This is a genomic window from Cupriavidus sp. DB3 (assembly GCF_020418465.1).
GTDB classification, from domain to species: Bacteria; Pseudomonadota; Gammaproteobacteria; order Burkholderiales; family Burkholderiaceae; genus Cupriavidus; species Cupriavidus cauae.
The window spans coordinates 511,536-534,713 of sequence record NZ_JAIZPL010000001.1 but is presented as its reverse complement, the minus strand read 5'-3'; the positions used below and the strand labels follow the sequence as shown (position 1 = coordinate 534,713).

Here is a 23,178-nt window from a genome sequence, read left to right as displayed (position 1 = left end):
CGAACACGGGGCCCCGGCCGCCGCGTGAGCGAGGCGGTCGCCCTGGCCCGGCGATGGGCTGAGCCGAGCCACGATCTGAGCCCGGCTACGGTGCGGGCCCTTCCCCGCTTTCCCTACCGCGTCACGTCCAGCTCCCATCCCGGCTCGATGTGGTCCGGATTCTGCGCGAGGTTGTACTGCGGATTCAGGTTGATCAGCTCGCGCAGAGCGTAGGCGGCGACCTGCTGGTCCGTGGTCATCGCCTCGGCATCGGCCTCCTCTTTCTGCTCGTCGGACAGCAGCGTATCCAGGTTGGTCGCCGCAATGCCCCACAGCGTCCCGCTCTCGACGCCGGCGTGGTAGGGCTGCACCACCACGCGTCCGTTGCGCGGCCGCGGGTGTTGCGGAGGCTGGGGCTCCGGCTTCTGCGGAGGCGGTTCGGTGGTCGTCGGCGGCTCCTTGCTCGGCGGCTTGGGCTCTTCGGACGGTGTTGCCGAACGCGGCGGTTCCTGCGGCGCCGGCTGCGTCGGCGACGGGTCCTGCGTCGACGGGACCGATGGCGTCGACGACGACGGCGTCGGCTCGGGCGTCGGCGTACGCGGCTGGTCTTCCTCGTCGCTGCCCAGCGTCTCCAGCAGTATCTTCATGCCGAAGTTGACGATCACGCCGCCGCCCAGCAGCACCAGGCCATACGGCATCGCGCGGCCGAAGAACTCCCATTTGCGCGGCAGCAGCGACTGGTCCGGCTTGAGCTGGATATTGCCGCCCTTGTCGGCCGCCAGCTTGTTGAACTCGCGGTTGGCCACGCCGCGCTCGACGCGCGCCTGCAGGAAAGCGCCGACGCCGAAGGTCGCCAGGCTGGCCGCGCCGATGCCGCCGGCCACGCCGCCGTATGTCATCACGTCCGTGACGGCCAGCGGGATCGCGCCGGCCGCATACATGCTCATCACGAACTTGCGCGTATGGGCGGCGGGCAGCGCGGGCAGCTTGACCTTGGCGTGGTGGGCGATGCGGTTGGCGACATTGAAGGTCGCCAGCACGCCGTTGGCCGCCAGGAAGGCCGTGTTGCTGTAGGTCGCGACATTGCCGAGGTCCACGCCGTGATGCATGAACCAGGTCACCGTGGTGGCGTTGTTGATCGCCAGCGTACCGATCTGCAGGCCATCGTTGAAGCGCCCGGCGACGGTGTCCGGCGTCAGCAGCGCCGTGCCGGCCTGCTTCAGCACCTGGACCGCGGCCGCGACCTCTTCCGTCGAGGGCTTGCTGGTTTCGGCGCTCACATGGCGTTCGAGAACGTCGAGATGCTTCGCGAAGGCCTCGCGATTTTTCTCGCTGATCCCCCACATCGCCGCGCGGTCGCCCGTCAGGGCCTTGCGCAGCCAGACAATGTCGGCCGGGGTCTGGCGCTCGACGTGGCGGATCACGCGGTTGCTGAAGGCCGTGCGGCCGGCCGCGACGCCGCCGCGATAGATGAAGCAGGAGCCGGCCACCACCACCGCCGCGGCGGTGCCGGGCGTCGGCATGAACGGCATGGCCGCGGCCCCGGTGGCGAAGGCCCCGCCGACCGAAGCGGCGACGGTGGCGCGCAGCTTCCATGGGCGCGGCGTCGGCGTGGGCGCCGAGGAAGACGGTGCCGGCTGCGGGGTAGCCTGGGGCGGCTTGCCGGCCTGGCTGGCGCCCTCGGCGGCGGGGGGCTGCTCGGTATCGGGATCGGGCCTGGCGGGCTGTGCCGGCTTGGCTGCGCCGGCAGGATCGCCGGAGTGGGCAGCCGCCTCGGCGGCCGCGGTCTCTTCAGGCTCTGGGACCGGCTTGGCGGACTTGCCGGACTGCGCCGCGTTGGCGACATTGGCGGCATTGGCTGCCTTGGCCGCACTGTCCGGATCCGCGGCCCCGACCGGCTCGGCGGACTGGGCCGACGTACCCGACTCGGCCGACTCGTTCGGCTCCGGCGATGCCGCCCCCTCGGGCTCCGGCTCGCCGCCATGCCGGAACGTGGCCGAGCGCACCGCGCCCTGCGGATCGGTCGCGACGCGGGCGACGTTGGCCTGCGCGGCCTCGCGCATCCTGGCCAGCACCGTCACCACGGCCTGCCCGTGCGCGGCCAGGCCGCCGCCGGGCTCGACCGACATCACGTCGGCGATCTTGACGCTGCCATCGGCGAAGAAGGCGAATTCGACGTCCTGCAGCAGCAGGCCGCGGCCGTCCGCGCCGTTCTCGATGCCGTGTTCGATCGCATCAAGATCGCGCAGCGTGCGCGCGTTCATCCGTGCCGCGTACTGCGGCAGCAGATTGCCGTTTCCGTCCAGCAGCTCGGCGCTGCCGGCCAGATAGCGCTCATAGACGATGGCCGGATGGCCAAGCACCGTATCGCCGTCGCCGCCATGGATGCGCAGCGTCGGCATGCCCAGCGCCTGCACCTGGGCCATCACCTCGCGTTCGGCGCCCATCGGGAAGGCCGCGATCATGCTGTCGTTGCCCAGCCCGACCGCGTGGCTGTTGCCCAGCGCAAACACGGTCTTGATCGCGCCCGAGCCGAGACGCGGGCCCAGATAGTCGGCCAGATCGACGGGCGTCTCGCTGCCATCGTCGTGCACCAGCCGTACCGCGTCGACACCGTCGACGGCGAAGCTGCGGTTGGCATGGCGATACGGTTGCGGCTGCAGCGTTTGCCAGGTCACGCCGTCCTGATCGAGCTTCAGGACGGGCTTGGGCGGGCCGCCTGCATTGGCGTCCGTATTGACGTCCACGGGCCGGCCTGCGGCGCGCTCCAGCGTATCGAGCTTGAAGCCCGCCGCGGGCAGCATCACGTCGACGCCCATCACATCGGCCACCTTCTGCGCAAAGGCGTGCCGCGCATGCTGGCTGCCGCCGTCGACCGCCAGCACGACCGCTGCGCCCTTCTTGCCCGCGTCGGCAAGTTCCAGCGCGAGCCGGTGCGCGCCCACCGCTTCGCCGTCCGCGTCGAGCAAGCCGCGTTCGGGATCGAAGCGCCCCAGCACGACGTTGTAGTCGTCCGGCGCCATCACCTTCAGCGGCGACGCGCCGAACCGCGCATCCGCATGGCGCGGCGGGATGGCACGCCAGCCGGCCGGATGGCTGGCGTTGGCGTTGGTGTTGGTGTTGGTGTTGGTGTTGGTGTCGCCGGCGCGCACGGGAGCCGGCGCATTGCCTCGCGGCATGACGAAGGCGCTTTCGGGCAGCGCCCGTCCGCCTTCGTTGACGCCGACGATCGGCAGGGCCGGCATCGCACCGTAGAAGCGTCCGCCGTGGCTGTGCACCGGTGCGTCGGACTGCGCCATGGCGTCAGGCGTCGCATCGACGTGCATCGCGCCGCCGAATACCGTATCGCCATCGCCATACCAGCCGCGGATCTCCCACTTGCCGTCGGGCGCGTGGACGCGCGCGTTCAGCGCGGTGGCCAGTTGCTGCGCCAGTGGCAGCGGACCGTCCATGCCGAAGCAGTCGTAGATCAGTACCGGCATGCCTTCGCGATAGTCCGGATGCGAGCGGATCCGGTCGGCCAGCGCCGCCGCGTCGTAGTCGGGGCGGCCGCTGCCGTCCATGTCCATCCGCACGCCCTGGTAAGCGCCCTCGGCCCGCACCGTGAAATAGCCCGGCACCTGCGGCACCGAGATCGGCATCGCGCGGTTGTCGAAGGTGACGTAGCCCGCCTCGGCGGCCAGATCGAGATGGGCCCTCGCCCGCGGGAAATGTCCCAGCTGCTGCAGCACGTCGATCCGCTCGCCGCCCTCGTTGCGCACCAGCGGCTTGCCTTCGACAAACCCTTCGGGCAGCGCCACGCGGATATCGCCTTCGTAGGCGCGGTTCAGCGCGATCTCGCCCGGCACGGTGCGGCCATCGCGCCGCGACAGCGGCACGGTGCCGATCGCATCCTCGGCGGCCGGCACGCGGCCGGCCCGGTACTGCGCCTCGGGCACGACCTGCAGCCGCACCTTGACGCCGACCGCGGCCTGCCGGTCGAGCTGCGCCGCGGCCTGCTGCGGCGAATCGAAGGCGCCGATCACCTTCGGCCTGGCGTTGACAGAATCGGCTTCGCGCACCGCCACGTACTTGACGTCGGCAAGCCGGCCGCCGGTCGCGTGCACGCTGTCGATCACCGTGGCGATCGCCGTGTCGCCGGGTACGCCATCGCGCAGCGACCAGCTGCGATCGACGATCGGGGGAACGTGGCGCGGCTGGACATTGCCCCGCCCGCCCTCACCGGCGCCATGGAAGGGACGGCGCAGCCCGTGCGCAAACAGGTCTTCCAGCACCGCGCGAGGCTGGCGGCGCGGCATCGCGGTGCCCATCAGCGCAGGCACCGGCGCGCCCGGCCCGGTGACCGAGTCGGCGCCGGCCCAGAGCCGCAGGAAGCGGTATACCGCCGCATGGACCTCCGGCGAGAAACCGTCGACCGTGGGTACCTGCTGCCGCGACACACCGTCGACCGCGCCCGCGTGGACCGATGCCTCGATGGCCGACAGGATCTGGTTCTCGGTGGGCATCAGATGGGCCCTGCCGAGCTGGCGCAGGAATGCCGCGCCGATCGCATAGGCGCCCCAGTTCGACACGCTGGCGGTCACCAGGATATCGGTCCTGACGGTCGAGGCGATCGGCGTGCCGTCCGGCGCCAGCGGGACGAACGCCGCCACATTGCCCATGCCCGCTTCGTTGCCGCCGTCGCCCACCGAGGACGTGCCGATGCCCATCTCCTGCGCCGCCTTCAGGAAGGCGTCGATTCCCGGCGTGAAGTCGTCGAGGTTGACCCCGCGCATATTGTGCTTGGTGCCGGCCGCCGTGCGTCCCGGCAGTTCGATCGACGACACGTGGTCGGGCCGCAGTTCCTCGAGCATCGCGCGCACCACCGGCGACGAGCTGTCGGCATGCTCGTCGAAGACGTGGACCGAATCGAGCGGCTGCCCCATGTCGGCCAGCGCCGCTTCGAGGATCGGCTGGTTGGCCGAATCGACGATATAGCTGACACGCTTGCCGGCGGCGCGCAGCATCGCGCCCAGCGCCACGGTCCCCGGCGGGCCGTCGGTCTCGGGCATGCCCTTGGCCACCGAGAAGCCGGTCAGCAGCACGACGTGATCGGCATCGGCCATCGCCGCACCGGCATGGATCGCCCCTTGTGGAATCGCCAGGCGGTCGATATTGCGGCCGGTATACCCGGTCACCGCCGCATCGACCGCCGCCGGCATGCGGTTGGCGTCGAGAATGCCGCGGATCTGGCCCGGGTCCGTGCTGGCGCTGAACTCGGGCACGCCGAACGCGCGCGCCCGCGGATCCTCGGTCATGCCCTGCGCCAGCCGCACGACTTCGCTGGCGCGGCCGGTAGTGACCGCCAGCAGCGGCAGCATGTCCTGCCCACTGACCTCCTCGAACGGAATCGGCTCCGGCAGCAGGTCCTCCTGCTTCAGCACGCCGCGCTCGATCAGCCGCTCGACCAGCGCCTTGGCCTGGTACTGCATCGGGTCGATCAGCTTGACGTGGCCCAGGCCGCTGGCATCGAGCTGCTGCCGGATCAGCTTGGCCAGCGCGGGATAGTGCGTGCAGCACAGCCACAGCGAGTCGGTCTCGGCCGGGATGCGATCGGCGTTGATGTACTTCGCCACCAGCTTCCGGATCGCCACCAGTTCCGGCCCTTCCGTGGCCTGGTGCTGCAGCGCGTTGACCGCGGCCGCCCATTCGTTGGCGCCGATCTCGAGCACGTTCTGCCCGGTGCGCAGCTCGCCCACCGCATCGCGATAGGCATGGCTGTTGACGGTCCCCGGTGTCGCGACCAGCGCGACATTGCGGCCCCCGTCCTCGGCCATCGCACGGGCCGTGGTGTGAATCAGGTTGATGAAATCGCGCTCGTCCAGCCCGCGCCAGCCTTCCGGATAGGTGATGCACGCCGTATTGCAGCCGAGCGCGTTGGCGTCGGCCTGCTGCTGGTGCATCGCGTGCAGGCCGTCGTTGACGCGGAGGATCAGGTCGTCGCGCTCGCGCCCGCCGTAGGTGCCCGCCGCGTGATCGCCGTACGCGACCAGTTGCACGCGCTTGCCGGTCATCGAGAAGATATGCCGGGCGATGTTCATGGCGGCCAGGATGCCGCCGTTGCTCGAATCGAAGACCGTGACCTCGATGATGTCGTCGATCACCTTGATGCCGAACTGCTCCGGGTCCACGCCCTTCGGCACGAAGCGGCGCTGCATGCCGTCCAGCATCTGCGCCAGGTCCAGGCCTTCGGGCAGCTGCTTGGCCTGTGCCTGCAGTAGCTCGTACACGCCCAGGTAGCTGCGCTTGTCGAGGCCGCGCATGCTGGTCGCGCCGCGCTCCAGCGTGATGCTGTCATAGGCATGCAGCGCCGCCATGCGGTCGATCATCGCGGCGACGCGCTCGGTCGACGGCATCGCATGGTCGGCGCCGGAGGCACGCTGCAGCGCGAAGCCGACCGCCTGCGCCGCCAGGTTGGTGTTCATGCCGACCACCGGGTGACTGGCGCCGACCGCCGACCATTGGTCGATATCGGCAGGCTCGACATGCAGCGACGTCATCGCGCGCTCCAGCGCGGAGCGCATGCCGGCGGTATGGCTGTCGGCGCCGATCGCCACGGTGACCAGGTCCTTGGCGTTCGCCTCGACCAGCAGCTGGTCGACCCGCGGCGCGCCCTCGAGGCGTTCGCCGTTGGCCAGCCGGTATTCGCCGACGCGGTTGCGGCCGGCCACTTCGACCGCGACCACGGCCTGGGTCCGGTACTTGGCCAGCAGCGCCTGCGCCTGCTGCGCGGCCCGCGTCGAATCGGTGGCGGTGAAGGTCTCGATGCGGGCATCGGCGACGCCCAGCTCCCCTTGCAGCAGGTCGGCCAGCAGCGCCTCGTGCGCGGGGTCGGTGACGTAGACGACTTCCTTGCCCAGCGCGCTCAGATAGGCGCCGAGCGACACCGCACCGAGCGGACCGTGCGTGTCGGCGCCGCCGTGCAGCGTGGCGGGCGACGTCGCGATCAGCACCGTGTCGACATCGTGCAGCGCGCGTGCCGCCAGTTCGGCGCCATAGGGCACGGACAGCGACATCGCGCGGCCGTCCATGCCGGACACGCGGTCCAGCGGCGAGATCGCGTTCTGCAGCACGATCGACGGCTCGGCGCGCGCGGCCTCCAGCACGGCGGCACGGCCCCCGCCGCCATGTGCGAACACCGCGCTGCGGACATTGGGCCGGGCATCGCCGCGTACGTCCGAGCGTGCGTCGGCGCGGCGGCGGCTGCGGCCGCTGGTGTTGGTCCGGCTGGCCGCCGGCGGCGCCTCGCCGTGCCGGCTGCGTTCCCCCGCCTCGCGCATGTATTTGGTGACGGCCTGCTGCATCGCCCGGTCCATCATCCGATTGACCACGCCGTCCTGCAGCCGGGCGCCCTGCGCCACCGCGGCGTCGAAGGTCAAGCGGCTGGCCAGCTTGACCGATTGCCACGTGCCCAACTTCTGCGGGGTAAAGCTGCGCGAGCCGGTGCCATCGGTGGCACTGGCAGCGCTGCGAGGGGTGGGGTTCGCATCGGCAGGCGGCTCCGCCGCGACGCGCGGCGGCACGCCGTCGGCCTCGCCATCGCGCCCCGGCACGGCCGCCGGCCGGCCCGTGGCGCCGTGCTGCTGGCCCGTCCCATCCTCGCCCGCGCGAAGCGGGCCGGCCGTGTCCGCCGGTTGGCGCCCCTGCGCCGCGCCATCCTGGCCCGGCCGCACGCGCACCGGCACGTCGGCATCGCGACCGTTGACCGGGGCATCGCCCGCCTGCATCGCCTGCTGCAGGGCCTGCGCCTGTGCCGCGGCCTCGGCGGCGGGATGGCGTCCGGTGACGCGCCGCGCGGCGTTGTGCAGCGCCTGCGCGCTGCGGATCTGGATGCCGGCGGGCATCATCTGCGTCATGCCCATCAGCAGCATCGCGCCGTTCTGCAGCTTCTCGGTCAGCGTCATGTCGCCGCCGTGCTGCGCGAAGGTGATGGCCTGCTGGCCGGTCATGATCGCACCGGAGCCGAACGCGGCGCCGTTGAACACGCGGCTGCCGATCGCCATGCGGTTGGCATTGCCGGCCAATGTCCTGGCCGCCATCTGCGAGAACGTCGACGAGTTGCCACTCAGCGTGCCACCGGCCCGCATCGCCAGCGACGCGCCCTTGCCCAGGCCCAGCCCCGCCATGCCGGCCACCGAGCCGAAGCCGTTGGCCCACAGCGAAAACGCGCGCGCATTGTCCAGCGGATTGAGCGAGCGTCCATGCGTCGCCATGTCGTTCGCATCGACCGCCGTCACCGCCAGGCCATAGCCCATCGAGCCGAGCATGCCGCCCCAGGCGGCCGCCACCAGCGGCGTCAGCGTGCCGCCCGAGGCCACCATCACGCCGATGCCGCCGATCGCGCCGACCGCGGCCACGCCGATATCGAGCCAGGCGCGGAATTTCTCGCCATCGGTGACGATATGCGCGTCGATATCGTCGAACTCCGCATGGCCGTCGGCGCCCAGGCTCAGGTCCCGGGCCAGATAGACGGTGCCCTTGTCGTGGAGCTCGTTGTTTTCCTGGAAGTCGCGCTCGGCCGGCTGATCGCCCTTGCCGTAGACCGCGCCCTGGTCGTCGACCCACAGCGTCTTGCCATCCTTGCCGACGAATTCGAAGACGGCGCTCTGATAAGGCGACATGCCGGGCCCGGTCACGTACATCGGAATGACCTTGATGGTGGCGCCTTCCGGCACGTCCTCGGCCAGCTGTTCCTTGATCAGCTTCGGATCCGCGTTGGGCGCGGCCAGCGCGATCGCATTGTCGAGCGCCTTGTCGTCGCCGGCCTTGACCGTCAGCTCGTCCTTGCGCAGCGCCAGCGAATCGAAGGTGCCCTGCAGGATCTCATCCTTGTCCAGTTCGAACCGGCGCTGGTCTTCCTTGGCCTTTTCGGTGCCGCTGTACTTCTCGTGACCCCGATCCATCGCGCGGGTCAGGTCGTAGTTGGCCATCGGCGGCGCGCGGTCGTGGTCCTTCAGCTCCTTGGCGAAGGCAAGCGACAGGCTGGTGTGCCCCTTGGCCGCGGCATCCTCCGCGCCGCCATAGATGCGCCCCTGCGTGCCGCCGACCTGGTTCTGCATCACCATGGTGAAGACGTCGTTGTCCTCGTTGGCGAGCCAGCTGGCGGTCGAGGTCGCGGCGGGGCCGGTGCCGAGTTCGGAGCCAGGATTGCGCGCGTAGTAGCCGGCGTCGGCGGCGTCGACCACCGCGGCCAGGCCATGGTAGAAGTCGTTCCAGTCGTTGTAGCTGCCGCCGGACGGCGCGACATTGCGGCCGGTCCAGTCGTTGCTGTATTCGCTCTTGACGGTATCGAGCAGCGTGGTGGCGTCTTCCTCGGTCAGATACGGCGCGACCTGCTGCATGTACTGGCCGACCCGGTCGGCGTACATGGTTTCCTGCCCGATGATCGGCTTGTAGTCGTCGTCGTGCGTCTTGCCTTCGAGGTCCTTGCGCATCGACGCCTCGATCTGCGCGCGGAAGGCCTCGCCGTCAAAGCGATTGCCGTCCACGGCGAGATAGCGCTCGCGCTCCTGTTCGGTCTGCGCGGCATTGGCCGCGCCCTGGCGCAGCTTCAGTGCGCCGACGAAGTCGCCCGCATCGAGCTTCTTGCTCAGGTTGTCCTGCAGATAGCCCTCGCGCAGCGGCACCGAGCCTCGCATCAGCGACAGCATGCGCTGCATGCCCGCTGCCGCGGCGGCGCTGTCTTCCTTGCTGACGCCCTCGCCGCCTTCCGCGCGCCGCTGCGTCTCGGTGAACGCGTACATCACCAGGCCGGAGTTCTTCACACCGGCCTCGAACGCGCGCCGCGTCGGATCGTTCGGCGGCGCATTCTCGGCGGGGACAAGGTAATCCGCTCCCAGCGACTTGTACATGACATAGGCCGCGGGGTTGAACTCCATCAGGTCCCGTTCCTGCTGCGACAGGTCGCGCGGTGTCGCCGAGTTCGGATCCATCCTGGCGTCCGGATCGAGCGTCAGCCCCTGGACCTGCGCCATCGCCAGCGTGGTCGGATCGGTCTGCGCCAGCTCGCGTTCGAACTCGTTCTCCGGGGTCAGATGCTCCATCTCGCCGGCGATCCGCCCTTGCATGTCGGCGGTCGCGATGACCGTGCGCATGCCCTGGTCGCTGCCATAGCGGCCCTGCAATTGCTCGATGGCCTGCTGCCGGTAGCTGTCGGGCACCTTGACGCCCTTGCCGGCCTGCAGCGCTTCGAGCTGTGCCTCGGCGTCGTCGACGCGGTTTTGCGCCTCGGTCAGGTCGTAGCCGCGATCCGTCATCGACTGCGAGCGGTCGTGCGGCTGGTTGCGGACGTCGCTCAGCTTGGTATCGGCATCCTTCTTGTAGAGCTGCGTGGCCAGCGTATCGATCTCGACGCGCATCGTGCCGAGATAGGTCTCCTCGGCCTTGTCCCGCGTCTGCTGCGCCTCGTGCACGGCCGCGCGCGCGTCGCTGACGGCCTGGCCGCTCTCGGGATCGGCGCGGCGGATGCCCATCGGGATTTCGGACAGCGCCTTCTCTTCCCGCTGCAAGGTGGCTTCGGCCTGGTCGAGCCGCTCCTCGGCGAGTCCCAGCTGGAAGCGCGCCCCCTGCGTGTCGCGCGCTTCCTGCGTCGGCTCGGCCTTCAGAAAGCCATCCTTGATGCTGTCGAGGTTCTGGTCGAGCACCGGATCGTTGTAGCGCTCGCGGATCTCCCTGGCCTTGGCATCGACCGCCGCGGTGATCGCCTTGTCGTCGCCGCCGCTTGCCGCGGCCTGATTGGCGGCCACGCGCAGCTCGTTCTGCGCGCCGGCCATCACCATGCCGTATTTCTGCTCGATCGGCTTCCAGTCGGCATCGGTCATGGTGCCGGCATTGCGCTTGGTCTCGCTGTCGTCGTACGCGCCCTTGGCGTCCTTGTGCCAGCGATCGGTGTGCCCCTTCGCCTCGTTCTGCTCTTGCTCGCGCGCTTGCTGCGCGGGAGCGGTGGCCGGCTTGTCGCCGCCCGGACCCTTGACCTGCACCACGCCGGCCGGTTGCGTTTGCGGGGTGTAGAGCGCCGGCGTGACGACGGGCTGATTGTTCGCCGCGCGATCCGGCTGCTGTTTCTGGTCGGCCTGCTGCGTCTGGTTTGCCTGCTGCGCCTGCTGGGCCTGCTCCGCCTGTTGCGCCTGCTGGGCCTGGTTGTTCTGTTCGTTGCGCCGGGCGCTTTCCGCTTCCTGGGCCTGCCGCTGCCGCTCCGCCTCGCGAGCCTGCGCGCGCCGGGCCTCCTCTGCCGCCGCGCGTGCCGCGGCTTCGGCGGCGGCGCGGGCCGCGGCGAGAATTGCTTCGCGGGCTTGCATCAGGTCCTTGAAATCCAGCATGACGCTCTTCTCCTGAGGAACGGGGGCGATGCGAACGGCGTTAAGGCAGGCATGACGTGGGCGCGCGGCGGACCGCGTCTGGACGCACTGCGGCCAGCGTGACAGGCCATTGTCTGCCCGGTGTCGCGCGATACCAACTAGGGAGAATCGTAGGCTGAGGGATCAGCCGGCCACCGGGAGGGCATGGAACTACGTGAATACGTAGTCGAGGACCGCAAGGCGCCGCGACCGGGAGCAATGACCGTCAGCGCTGTCATCGCCCCGTCATGACAATCGTCTACAGCCGGTTGTTGTCGAGGTCGGTGACCAGCATGCAGCCCGGCGCATGCGTGATGCAGATCTCGGGGCGGGCTTCGCGGATCACGGCCTGGGGGGTCACGCCGCAGGCCCAGAACACCGGGATCTCGTCCTCGTCCACCGGCACCGCGTCGCCGTAGTCGGGCGCCTCGATATCCTCGATGCCGATCAGCCGCGGATCGCCGATATGTACCGGCGCACCGTGGACGTCCGGATAACGCGCGGTGATCTCGGTAGCAAGGATCGCGTTGGCGGCCTTCATCGGCCGCATCGACACCACCAGCTTGCCAGACAGGCGCCCGGCCGGCCGCGTCTCGATCGAGGTGCGGAACATCGCCACGTTGCGGCCGAGATTGATGTGCTTGAGCGGAACGTTGGCGGCGATCAGCGCATGCTCGAACGAGAACGAGCAGCCGATCGCGAAGGCCACGAAATCGTCGCGCCACAGCGAGGCGATGTCGGTGGTCTCCTGATAGTCGGTACCGTTGCGGTAGACGCGATACAGCGGCACATCGCTGCGGATGTCGACGTCGACGCCGAGATTGCGGAAGACCGGATCGCCCGGCTCGGTGACATCGATCAGCGGACAGGCCTTGCGGTTCAGCGCGCAGAACTGCAGGAAGTCATAGGCCCAGTCGCGCGTCAGGATGACGATATTGGCCTGGACATAGCCCCTCGCCAGCCCGCTGGTATGGCCGCGATAACGGCCGGAGCGAATCAGGGCGCGCAGTGCGGCGGGGTCTTCGGGCAACAGTCCGTTGGCTTGCTGAAGGGGCAGGTTCATGGTCGTCGGCGTGGAGTCGTGCACGCGAGCGCAACGCGCGCTGTTCGCGAGGTGTGCAACGATTCTGGACGCCGCGCCGATGCACTGTCCAACAAATCTTTTGGATGCAGCGCGATAAGGCTTTTCGATGACAAAGGCAAGTCGGGCTTGCCTTGGGCGATCCGAGGTGCCGGATCTCAGGCGTCGCTCGCGCGATCGCCACCGGTGTCGCGCGCGGTATCGCGGCCGGTATCGCGGCCCGTGTCGCGCCCGTTATCGCCTTCGCCATCGCCGCCGCTGCCCTGCGCGGCCGCATTGGCCACCAGCATCGCCTTGTCCTCGCCCGCTTCCGCGCAGAACGCGGCCACCACGCCGACGGTCAGCGCGATCACGGCCTCCGACAGCTCCAGTCCTGCACCGGTGCGCCACGAGGCCACGATGTCGAGCGACGGCGGATGGCTGTCGATATCGACGATGGTCAGCGTGCCGTCCTCCAGCTCGCGCCGCACCAGCACCGGCGGCACCGCGCCGATGCCGAAGCCCTCGCCGATCAGCCGCGTCATCGCCGCGACCGAATTGACGCAGCTGATGCGCGGCGACGGCACGCCGTTCAGGTGGAACAGGCTCAGGATGTCCTGATGTGGGCGCGAGTTCTTGACGAAGGTGATCACGCGTTCGCCGGCGAGGTCGTCCAGCGAGCGATACGGCCGGTCATAGGCCGAGCCCCTGGCGACGATCCAGCGGATCGGGTACTTGGCCAGCTCGATATTGCGCACGGTCTCGACGCGCAGCAGATCCGTCTGGAAGATGATGTCGAGATAGCCCTTCTGCAGCTGGTCGCACAGGTTCAGCGCCGCGTCGGCGGTCAGCTCGATCTCCAGCGCCGGGTAGGCCTCCATCACGCGGCGGACCACCGACGACAGCCAGGTATGGATCACCGAGTCCATCGCGCCGATGCGCAGGCGCCCCTCGCTGACGCGCGTGGAGTCGATCGACTGGCGCAGCCGGTGCATCGTGTTGACCATGCGCTCGGCGTATTCCAGCACCTGCTGGCCCTGCGGGGTCAGCGAAACGCCGCGCGAATCGCGCAGGAACAGCTTGACGCCGAGGTCTTCCTCCAGCACGGCGATGCGGCTGGAAATCGAGGCCTGGGTGGTGAACAGTTTTTCCGCGGTCAGCCGGAAGCTTCGCAAACGGGCGACCCAGACGAACGTCTCGAGAAAGCGCAGGTTCATGTCGACAGGGGTTGGACACGGGAATCACGATGCGGCTGGCGCGGACGAACAACACCGGCATCGCGCGCCGCGGCGCCCTGCCCGCGCACCGCGGCCGTGTCGCTCAACTTCCCTGCGTCGACGGACGCGCCGCGTCGGTGGACTCGCGCACCGGGTACGCCGGCGCGGCATCGACCGGCTGCTCGGCCAGCACCTTGATGCGGCCCAGCCCCTTCTGCATTTCGTCGCCCAGCGCCTGCGGGTACTCGGCGCGAGTACCGGCGGGCACGGACAGCGGGTCGAGCCACATCTGCCACGTTACCACGGCGGTGCCGGCATCGGGACCGGGACTTACCTGCAGCCGCCCGCGCGTATGATTCGACAGCTTGCGGTAGACGTAGGAATACGGTCCCCTGTCGACCAGCACGTCGACCACCGGCGGCCCGCCGTTCTTGCGCTCGGCGCGACGGACGGTACCGGGCGAGCCGTCGCCCAGCACCACGCTGCACGAGCGCAGCGCGGTATCCCACTTGGCGATCGCACAGTAGTCGCCGGCCTGGCTCCATACCTGCTCGGGCGGGCGGTGGATCAGGATCGAGCGCTCGACCGGAACCAGTTGGGCGTGGGCGGCGGGCGCGATGGTCAGCGTCGCCAGCGCGGCCAGGGCCGCCAGCGGCGCGCTACGAGGACGCCGCCGTGCAAGGACGAGGGATGAGTGGTGGTCGGGCATGCCGGCGGAAGGATCGGTCGTCGGAGAAAGGATGGTGGTCGGTGCGAGATGCGCCGAGGCGCTCGGTTTCGCGTGGATGCGCGTCCCTGCGTGTTCCTGCATGTTCCTGCGGGTTGCTGCACGTCCATGCGCATCCATGCCCGGTCATCGCGGCCGGGCTCGGTGATGGCGTAGCGTACCGCGAGCGGCGCGCCTTGCCATCACCGAAGCTTCGTAGGACGGGAACTTCGCGCAGGTCCGTCAGCCCTGGCGCGTCTGCGGCGGTGCGATATCGACCAGCCAGCCCGGCACGATGCGGTCCGGATCGCCGATCGACGCATTGAGCTGCAGCAGATGATCGAGCGCCCGGCTGGTCTGCCCGATCTCGCCCAGGGATGCGGCACCGGCCTCGCCATCGGCGGCCAGCAGGGTATCGCGATGGCTGCGCGCGATCTCCCACAGCGTATCGCCCGGCGCCACCTGGTGGTAACCCGCCAGCACCGCGGCGGCGCGCCGCGACAGGTTGCGATGCGGCGGCTCGATGGTCGGTGCCGTGGGCTGCCGTTCGGCCCGGAGCTGTGGCGCGGTGCCGCGCGCGGTATCGGGCGGTGCCGCGCGATGGCGGCCGGAAGACCCGAACAGGTCCGGCCACTGGAACTCCTTGTTCAACGTGATCGCGTCGATCTCGCTGACGCGGGACTTCGACAGGTCCGGCCCCTTCAGGTACCACAGCTGCGCCGGGCCAACCTTGCTGCCGTACTGGCCGATCTGCAGCCGGTTGGCGGTATTGGAGCCGTAGAAGCGCAGCGGGCCGATATTGGTCGCATCCATCAGCACCGGCGTGACCGGCCACGACCACGTGGCCTGCCCATCCACGTCGGTCAGCCTGCCGTTGGCGAAGTTGGTGCGCAGGATGTTGTGCTTGACGTGGCCGACGCGCAGGCTCGCCATGCCCATCTTCGACAGCCATGGCAGGCCGAAGCGATAGGCGACGCCGCCCTCGAGGATATTGACGCCGTCGCGCGTGCCGACCGTCGTCTTGCCGTCGCGCGAGAACGCGAACGGCGTGGTGCTGCCGCCCACCCACAGCGACTTGATGCCGCCGATATTGAGCCACAGCGTCATCGAGTTCAGCCCGTCGCGCGAACGGAAGGTGATCTGCCAGCCGTCGATGCGCGTGGTGTCCGGCAGGTTGTACTTGCGCAGCTCCCGCGGATCGCGCGAGACGTCGACCTGGCCGGTCGCGGCCGCGTAGGCGCCATGGGCCAGCGCCGCCGCGCGCGCGCCGCGCTGCAGGCCGCGGCGGACCTGGGCGAAGGTCAGCGCGCTGTCGCCGCTGGCGTTGGCGAGGCCGCCCTGCAACCCAGTGGGCGCGCTGCGGGCGAGCCGCTGCCGCACCGGCCCCAGCGACACCGTGCCCAGCCGCGCATCGGCGCGCTGCTGGCGCTGCGCCCATGCCAGCAGGCTGTCGGCGGCGCGTGGATTGGCGACCGCCAGCCGGGCCAGCGCGCCGTCGCCTCGGCCGAAGACGGCGCGACGGGCATCGGCCGCCTCGCGCCGGGCCTCGCGATGGCGGGCCGCGGCCTCGTGCATCGCTGCGCGCAGGTCCTGGCGATTGGCCGGGCGATTTGCCGAGCGATCGGTCTGGCGACTGGCCTGGCGATTGGCATGGGAGGCCCCGCTTGTACGTTGCGCGCGCCGCCACGCCTGCGTGGCCTGCTGCTCGGCAATGCGGGCATCCGCCCGCTGCCATTCGGCGCGCCGCCACTGGCGCATCGCGGCTACGCCCTCGCCGACGCGCGTCAGGCGCGGATCGGCGGCGGCCTGCCGGGCCAGATCGCGCAGGTGTACCGCCTGCGCCTGCCATGGCGAGTCGGCACCGCCCTGCTGCGCGAGCCGTTCCATCTGGCGAGCCGCACGCTCCAGCACGCGGCGCCACGCCGCGGGATGGGTGTCGCGCAGCGCGGCCAGCGCGCCGTCCGCCGGCGGTTGGCCCGCTGAGCGGCGCTGCGCCGCGCCGGCTCTCGGCGCCAGACCGCCCTCGCGGAGCGGCGGTTGGCTCCCCGCGCCGCGCTGCGTCTGCGTCGCCCCGGCCCTCGGCGCCAGACCGCCCTCGCCGAACACCGCGCGTCCGGCGCGCTCGGCGTTGGTCTCCGCGAGCCGCTGCGCCTGCGCCGCCAGCGCATGCTGGCGCGTCAGCGCGCGATGGGTCGCGGTGCCTGGCGTCGCCGTCCGCAACTGCGCCGACAGCGCGTCGGTCACCCGCGCGGCATCGTTGGCGCTGCGCAGCGCCTGCCGCCAGGCGCGCAGGCTGGCGGCCGCGGCGCGCCGCGTATCGCGCTTGCGTACCCGCGCCGCGGCAAGCTGCAGCTCCGCATAGGCGCGCCGGACCTCGCGCGCCGAATCGCTGCCCCTCGCCTCGGCACGGCTGGGCACGAAGCCCTGCCAGCGACGCACCGTCCCGGCCTCGCCGCCTTGGTAGCGTTCGCGCACACCGCCCGCCGCGGCGAGACGGCGGGCCACGTCCGGCGAATGCGCGGCCACGGCATCGACGAAGGCCTGCCATGCCGCCAGCTTGGACTTGGTATTGCCAGCCGCCGCGGCCTTCGCCGCCAGCGCGCTGGCGCGCTCCTGGTAGAAGATCGCGCGGCCGGCATCGAGCCGGTTCAGCGCGCCGTTGCGCGACGCCCGGTTACCGTCCGCGCGCGGGCGTGCCGGCCCCGATCGCATCACGGCCGACCAAGTCATGCCGTCGGCAGTACGAGCGGCGGTCCCCGTCGCTGCATTTGGCGAGAGGCGCAGCGACCCGCGCGGCGTCGGCATGCCCAGCCGCCGCGCCTGCAGCCACAGCAGGCCGGTGCCGGCATCGGCCATCCCCATGCGGAACCGTTGCCGCAGCGACGCCGCCACGGCGCGTCGCCAGCGTGGCGGCAGTGCCGGCATCGCCGCGGCCGGATCGGCCGAGCGGCGCGGCGCGACCGCATGGATATCGCCGTCGATCGATGCGCGAACCGGCCTGGTCGCGCCCTTCGGCACATAGTCGAGCACCGCATCGCGATTGGCGCGCATCGCGTCGAGCGTCTTCGATACCAATGCCGCGCCATCGGTGAGCGCGGTGCGATGGCTGGCGATCCGGGACACCAGCGCTTGCGCATGGGCCACGTTGCCGGCGTCGCGGGACGCAGCGACTTGCCGCGTCGGCAGCGCGGCGCGCCACTGCTGCAGCTCGCCGCGCAGATGCCGGGTGGCCTCGGCGCGCGGGGTCAGCACGGCATCCGAGCCCTTGAAATCGCGCTGGTTGGCGGCGAGGCGCCGCAGCTCCTGCCGCAGGCCGATCGCGAGCAGCGGATGCCAGCTGGTGGTCAGCCGCTGCGCGGCCGCGTCGAGGCGGCGCAGGTCGCGCACGATCGCCTGCTGGCGCGCGGCGTCGGTCTCCCACCGCAGCCGCGCCAGTTGAGACTGCGCGCGCGCCTCGATCTGCCGCATCTGCTGGCGCATCGGCCCGGACAGCCAACGGTGCAGCGCGTGCCCGTCCTCGAACGCTGTCTCGCGCGCCACGCGCACCAGCTTGGCCTCGGCATCGCGCTGCTTGCCGATCGCCTGCGCCGCGCCGCGGCGGCCGGCGTCGAGCCAGTTCAGCATGCCCAGCGTGTCGACGCGGCTGAGCCGGTCCTGTACCGCGCGCCAGCGGGTGCGCGCCACGGGATAGCTGTGCGGCGGGGTTTCGGTGCGTGGCTGGGCCGCCGACGGGCCCGGCGTTGCGGGTGGCTGTGCCGCGCCGGCGGGATCGGTGCCCTGCCGTCTCGCCGATCCAGGCGATCCCGGCAAACCCCGCAATCCCGGCAATCCCGCCAGCCTCGACAGGCTCGGCAGCCGCTGTGCCAGCGTGTCCTGCCATTGCCCCAGGCGCATGCGCGCCGCCGCCAGCGGCGTCTGCGCGGCATTGCGCAGCGGCATCGCCAAGGTGGACAGCGCCTGCGCGCCACGGTCCAGACCGGCCACCGTGCCGCGCCATGCCGTCGCGACATGGCGCGTGCCGGCCAGCGCGCCGGTCGCGCCCTGGCGGATCCACCGGCCGCTGACCGGATTGATCATGAACTGCACGCCGCCGAGCAGCAGCTGCGTGCGCGTGGTCGCGCGCTCGCCGGGCGTCATGTTTTCCCAATTGGACACGGCCGAGTACGCGGTATAGCCATAGGTACCGGCGCCGATCGCCAGCGCCTGGCGGCCGCTGCGGGTGGCCTGCTGCTGCAGCGCCTGCGTGCGCAGCGCCAGCTGGCTGGCCTCGTCGGTCAGGCCGCGGCTTTCGGCCACCAGCGCGCGCTGGCCGCTGCGCGCCGCGCTGACGCCGGCCACGCCCGCACGCACGCCCAACGCCGCGGCAAGGATATTGAGCCCGTCGATCAGCATCTGCGGGTTCTTGTCCGGATTCCAGCTCTGGCCATGCGAGATCTGGTCGGCAATGCTGGCGGCCGAGGTGCCCACGCCATAGGCGGTCGCCGCGCCGGCAGCCGCCATCGCCACCGGCGCCAGCGCGCCGCCGGAGCCGACCACCAGCACCACGCCGGCGACGATGCCGACGCCGGCCGCCACCGTATCGAGATGGGTCTTGCGGCGGAAGCTCTCCCAGCCGCTCTCGATGCGCGCGTCGCCGATCTCCAGCTCGATATTGCCCTTGCTGTCCACCGTGAACTCGCCGTCGCGCGGCATCGCCAGCACGGCATCGGCGGCCGGCAGCGTATTGTTTTCGCGGTAGTCCTTCAGGTCGTCGTAGGCGCGTCCGGCCTCGTCGACGAAGCGCGGCCCCTGGTCCGTCTCGACCTTGAACAGCATCGTGCGCGTGATGCCGCGCTCGCGGCTGGCGTAGACCACCGGCAGCAGCGTGACCCGCGCGTGCTCGCCGCCCTGCTCGATCAGCTGGTCGGCCACCACGTCGAGCATGTCGGCGTAATCGTCGTCGATGCCGGCAAAGATGTCCTGCTTGCGCAGCGTCTCCGTCTGCGCGTCGGCGTCGCCCGCAAGCTGGACCTCGGGCGGAATGCCGAGCGCCAGCCCCGCCATATTGCGGGCATGCGTGCGGCCCGCCATCTCGTAGGGCCGGCCGCCATAGTCGACGTAATGCTGGTTGATGACGCCCTGCGCCATCGCGCGCGGTTCGGAGACGAACAACTCGTACAGCGCCGCAGGGTCCTCACGCTGCTCGGGTGTCAGCGTCGCGGTCAGTGCGCGGGTCTCCTGCGCGGCGCCGGCCTGCGCGGCCTCCTGCACCAGTTGCTGGCGCGCGGCGTCCTCGTTGTCGAGCGCCTGTTGCAGCGGGGCCCAGGTTGGCGCGTCCTGCTCGCGCAGATAGGGATGTTCCTGCTTCCATGCCTGGTGCTCGTTGCGCAGCCGCTCGACGTCGTCGCTGGCCGCGCCGCTGTCGCGCTCGCTGCGATAGCGTTCGAGCTCGGCGGCGCTGGCCGAGGCCGTGGCACGCGCGCGCTCCAGCGCCTCGCCGGTGGAGATCACGGTCTCGTCCTTGTCCGCGTCGACACCGCGGTCGCGCGCGCGGTCCTCGGCCTCGAAGCGGGCGCCCAGCGCGGCCAGCAGCGCGCGATGGTCGGTGTCGACCTGCGCGGTGAGGCGGGTCAGTTCGGGGTCGTTGTTGGCGTTGTTGGCGTTGTTGGCGTTGTTGGCGTTGTTGGTATTGGGACCATTGGGACCGTTGGCGCCATTGGCATTGGCATTGGCATTGGCCGCCGCGTTACCGTCGCGGCGCGCCTGCGCGATGGCCTGCGCGTCCTGGTTCAGCGTCTCGTAGTCGCGCCACGCGGTGTCCTCCACCGAGATCGCCGACTGCAGCTGCGCATGCGCTTCCCAGACGCGCGCGGTAACCGGGTCCATTTCGACGCGCGCCGGGCCTTGCCCCGGGATCGACAGCGTCGTCGACGAAGCGGGATAGCTGCCATACTGGGTCAGCGACGGCGCCGAAAACTGCGCAGGGTACTGGACATACCATCGCCCGTTCTCCTTGACGGCAACCGGTGGCGAGCCGGGCGGCGCCAGCAGCGGTGCGGCGCTGGACGTGGTCGGCGTGGCCGAGCTGGCCGGCGTCGACGACGTGGTCGACGGCGATGGCGCGGACGGCTTGTCGCCGGTGGCATTGCTGGCCACCGGGTCGCCACCGCCCGGCAACACGGTCCAAGGCGCCGGCCGCGCGGCTTCGCCGAGGTTTGGCGCGCCAAGGTTCGGCGTCAGCAGCGGCGAGGTCGACAGCGACGGGGCCGTGCCCGGCGACGATCCCGGCGGCTGCGTGGACGGGGCGAGCGGCCCGGACGGCCCCGACGGTCCGGACGGTCCGGACGGTGTGAGGGGCCCGGACGGCCCGGCCGGTCCGGATGCCGAGAAATCGTGCGTGCGATGGGCCTCGAGCGCCAGCGCATATTCGCCCTCGGCGGCGCGCCTTGCCTCGGTGGCGGCCAGCGCGTCGCTGCGGTCGTGCGCCAGCGCCTGGGCCAGCCGCGTTTCGTCGCGGCGCTCGCGCGCAGTGTCGATTTCCTGCTGCGTGGCACCCGGGCGCCGCACCGTCGCCTCATAGGTCTGCGCCGCGTTGGCGGCGGCCTCGTCGGCGGTGGGCAAGGCTCGCTGCGCGGCACCGCCGTCCTTGCGCCATTCGTCGGTCCGGCCCTGCCGCAGCGCGTCCGCCGCGTCGCCGTTGGCGTTCGCAACCGTCCCCTGCACGTTGGCGCGCGCGTGGCTGGCCGACTCGCGCAGCGTGGCGATGCGGCCGTCGTCCGGCGCACCGGTTCCGCCCTTCTCTCGCGCGCGCAGCCCCTCCATCAGCGCCGCGTCGGCCAGCTGCGAATGGCGCAGCGCCTGCAGCGCGTCGTGGTCGCCTCGGGCGGCCTGCATGCGGTCCTGCGCGTCGGCGTAGGGGATGCGCGCCTTCTCGCGGGCGTCGGGATCCGCCGCGCCTTCGTAGGCCGTGCGGGCCTGCCCGAGTCCGGTCTGCGCCTCGCGGTACTCGGTGTCGATCCCGGCGGCACGGTCGCGCAGGGCCTTGCGCGCGGCCTGATCGTCCTTGGCCGACTGCGCCTCGGCCAGCGCCGTCTGCGCGGCCGTATTGCGTTGCTCCAGCGTCTGCCTGGCCTGCCGGACCTCGGGCGGTTCGACCAGGCACTGGTTGGCTCGCGTCTCGTCGACGCGATGCTGCTCTTCCTTGGCGGCGAGGTCGTTGGCGGCCACCTGCGCGTCCCACGAGGCCTGCGCGGCGACTGCCTGCCGGTCCGCCACCCACCATGCGTCCAGCGCCGCGCCGTAGGCATCGTCGGCGCGCTGCAGCGCCGCGGCATCGCCCTCCGTGCGGGCACGATCGCGCGCCGCGCCGGCCTGCTCGAGTTCGCGCCCGGTCCTGGTCAGCTCGCGCTGCGCGGCATCGCGCTCGTAGCGGCGCCATTCGGTTTCGAGTGTCGCGGCGGCGCTGTCCGACTGCCGTCGGGCGGCAGCGGCCGTTTCGCGCGCCTCGGTCAGCGCCTGCCGGTCGGCGGCATCCAGCTTGCTCGGATCGCTGCCCGGCGGCGCCAGCGCCGTCACCGCGCGGTCGGCGGCGGCCAGTTCCGCATCGGCCCGCTTGGCGGCGACATCGGCGACCGCGACCCCGTGCAGTTGCTGCGCATCGTCGTACGCGGCCTGCGCCGTGTCGACCTTGGCCTGGTTCCGCGGACCCGGCTCGCGCAGCGCCTCGGCCCTGGCCTCGTCGAGCGCGATGCGCTTGTCGTGCGCGTCCAGTTCGAGCGCGGCCTCGTTCAGCTCGGCCTTGCGCGTTGCCGCGGTGGCTTCGGCGGTCTCGGCCTTGGCGATATCGTCGCGCGATTGCGAGCGCTCGGCGGTCTCGCGCGCGGCCTCTGCCTGCTGACGCGCGGCCGCCTCCGCCTCCTGCGCCTGGCGCAGGCGCTCGAGCATCGCGGCAATCTGTTCCCGCATCTGCTGCAGGCGCGCCTGCAGCTCGGCCAGTTCGCGCTGGCGCTGCGCGGCCGAGTTCGCCTGGGCCTCGGCCGCGCTCGGCGGCGGCGCGGACGGTGCCGGCGGCGGTGGCGGCGGAGGGGGCGGGACCGTGACCGGGCGCAGCATCGAGGGACCTGACAGATCGGCGGGATAGCTCATCGTGACCTCGCAAGGAAGGCCGGGCGAGGCACCATGCCGATGCGGGCGCGCCCTGACCCGGGGCGCCGCCATCAGACCGCTCGTCGATGAAGGCCCCGTGACGACACGAACCCTCGTGGTGCAAAGCGCCGCCGCTGCTGCGCTGCACAGCGATATCCCTACGAGTCTCCGTAGCGCATCCCCTGCCCCGCTTGTCACTGGCGCGCCGTATGCTTACGCGTTGCTCTCGATGAGCCGAACCGACGGGCCGAACGACGCGCCGAACGACGGGCCAGGCGATGGGCGAACGGAGGGTGGGCGGTAAAGACGTTGGGAGGCGTGCGGCATCGCCATTTGGCGACATCGCGTCATCGGGGAAAACCCGATATCGCCCCTGGAGCGCGGGAATGCCAGATCAGGCCGGGGCCCGCGTATTGACTGTGATTTAGTGGTGATCTCAATTTTTTCTTATGAGGACCCAAGCTAAAAAATAGTTGGACGAGGCGCCCGGCTAATTTGAAGAATGCAGATGCCGGGGGACGTCCATCGATGCATGACAGGTTCCCGCAGACCGCCGCGAGTCAAGCGACATCGCCGCGGGCCACCGCGATCGCGCGCCAACTCTCCAGGCGCGCATCGGCACACCGCCGTGCCATCGCGGCCGCCAGTGCGCGGGAACCAGAACAGCGACGACGATCGTCGACCGGCCGGCAGCACCAGCGGTGCCAGCCCGCCCAA

At 71.0% G+C, this 23,178-nt stretch carries 5 protein-coding genes; all 5 read right to left on the bottom strand.

Annotated elements, in window-relative coordinates; translation table 11 throughout:
- Positions 1–113 precede the first annotated feature (113 nt).
- On the bottom strand, positions 114–11,336 hold the full coding sequence (locus K7G19_RS02235) for an LWXIA domain-containing protein (protein WP_226105551.1): 11,223 nt from the start codon (positions 11,334–11,336) through the stop codon (positions 114–116).
- A gap of 277 nt (positions 11,337–11,613) precedes the next feature.
- Complete coding sequence (locus K7G19_RS02230; RefSeq protein WP_226105549.1) at positions 11,614–12,417, bottom strand: putative hydro-lyase; 804 nt, start codon at positions 12,415–12,417, stop codon at positions 11,614–11,616.
- Between the two features lie 176 nt (positions 12,418–12,593).
- Positions 12,594–13,631, bottom strand: coding sequence for a LysR family transcriptional regulator (locus K7G19_RS02225; protein WP_226105547.1), 1,038 nt, complete (start codon positions 13,629–13,631; stop codon positions 12,594–12,596).
- 103 nt (positions 13,632–13,734) lie between these two features.
- Entirely contained in the window at positions 13,735–14,340 is a 606-nt protein-coding gene (locus K7G19_RS02220) for an SRPBCC family protein (RefSeq protein ID WP_226105545.1), read from the bottom strand.
- 240 nt (positions 14,341–14,580) lie between these two features.
- Positions 14,581–22,461, bottom strand: coding sequence for an LWXIA domain-containing protein (locus K7G19_RS02215; protein WP_226105543.1), 7,881 nt, complete (start codon positions 22,459–22,461; stop codon positions 14,581–14,583).
- Between the last annotated feature and the right edge of the window lie 717 nt (positions 22,462–23,178).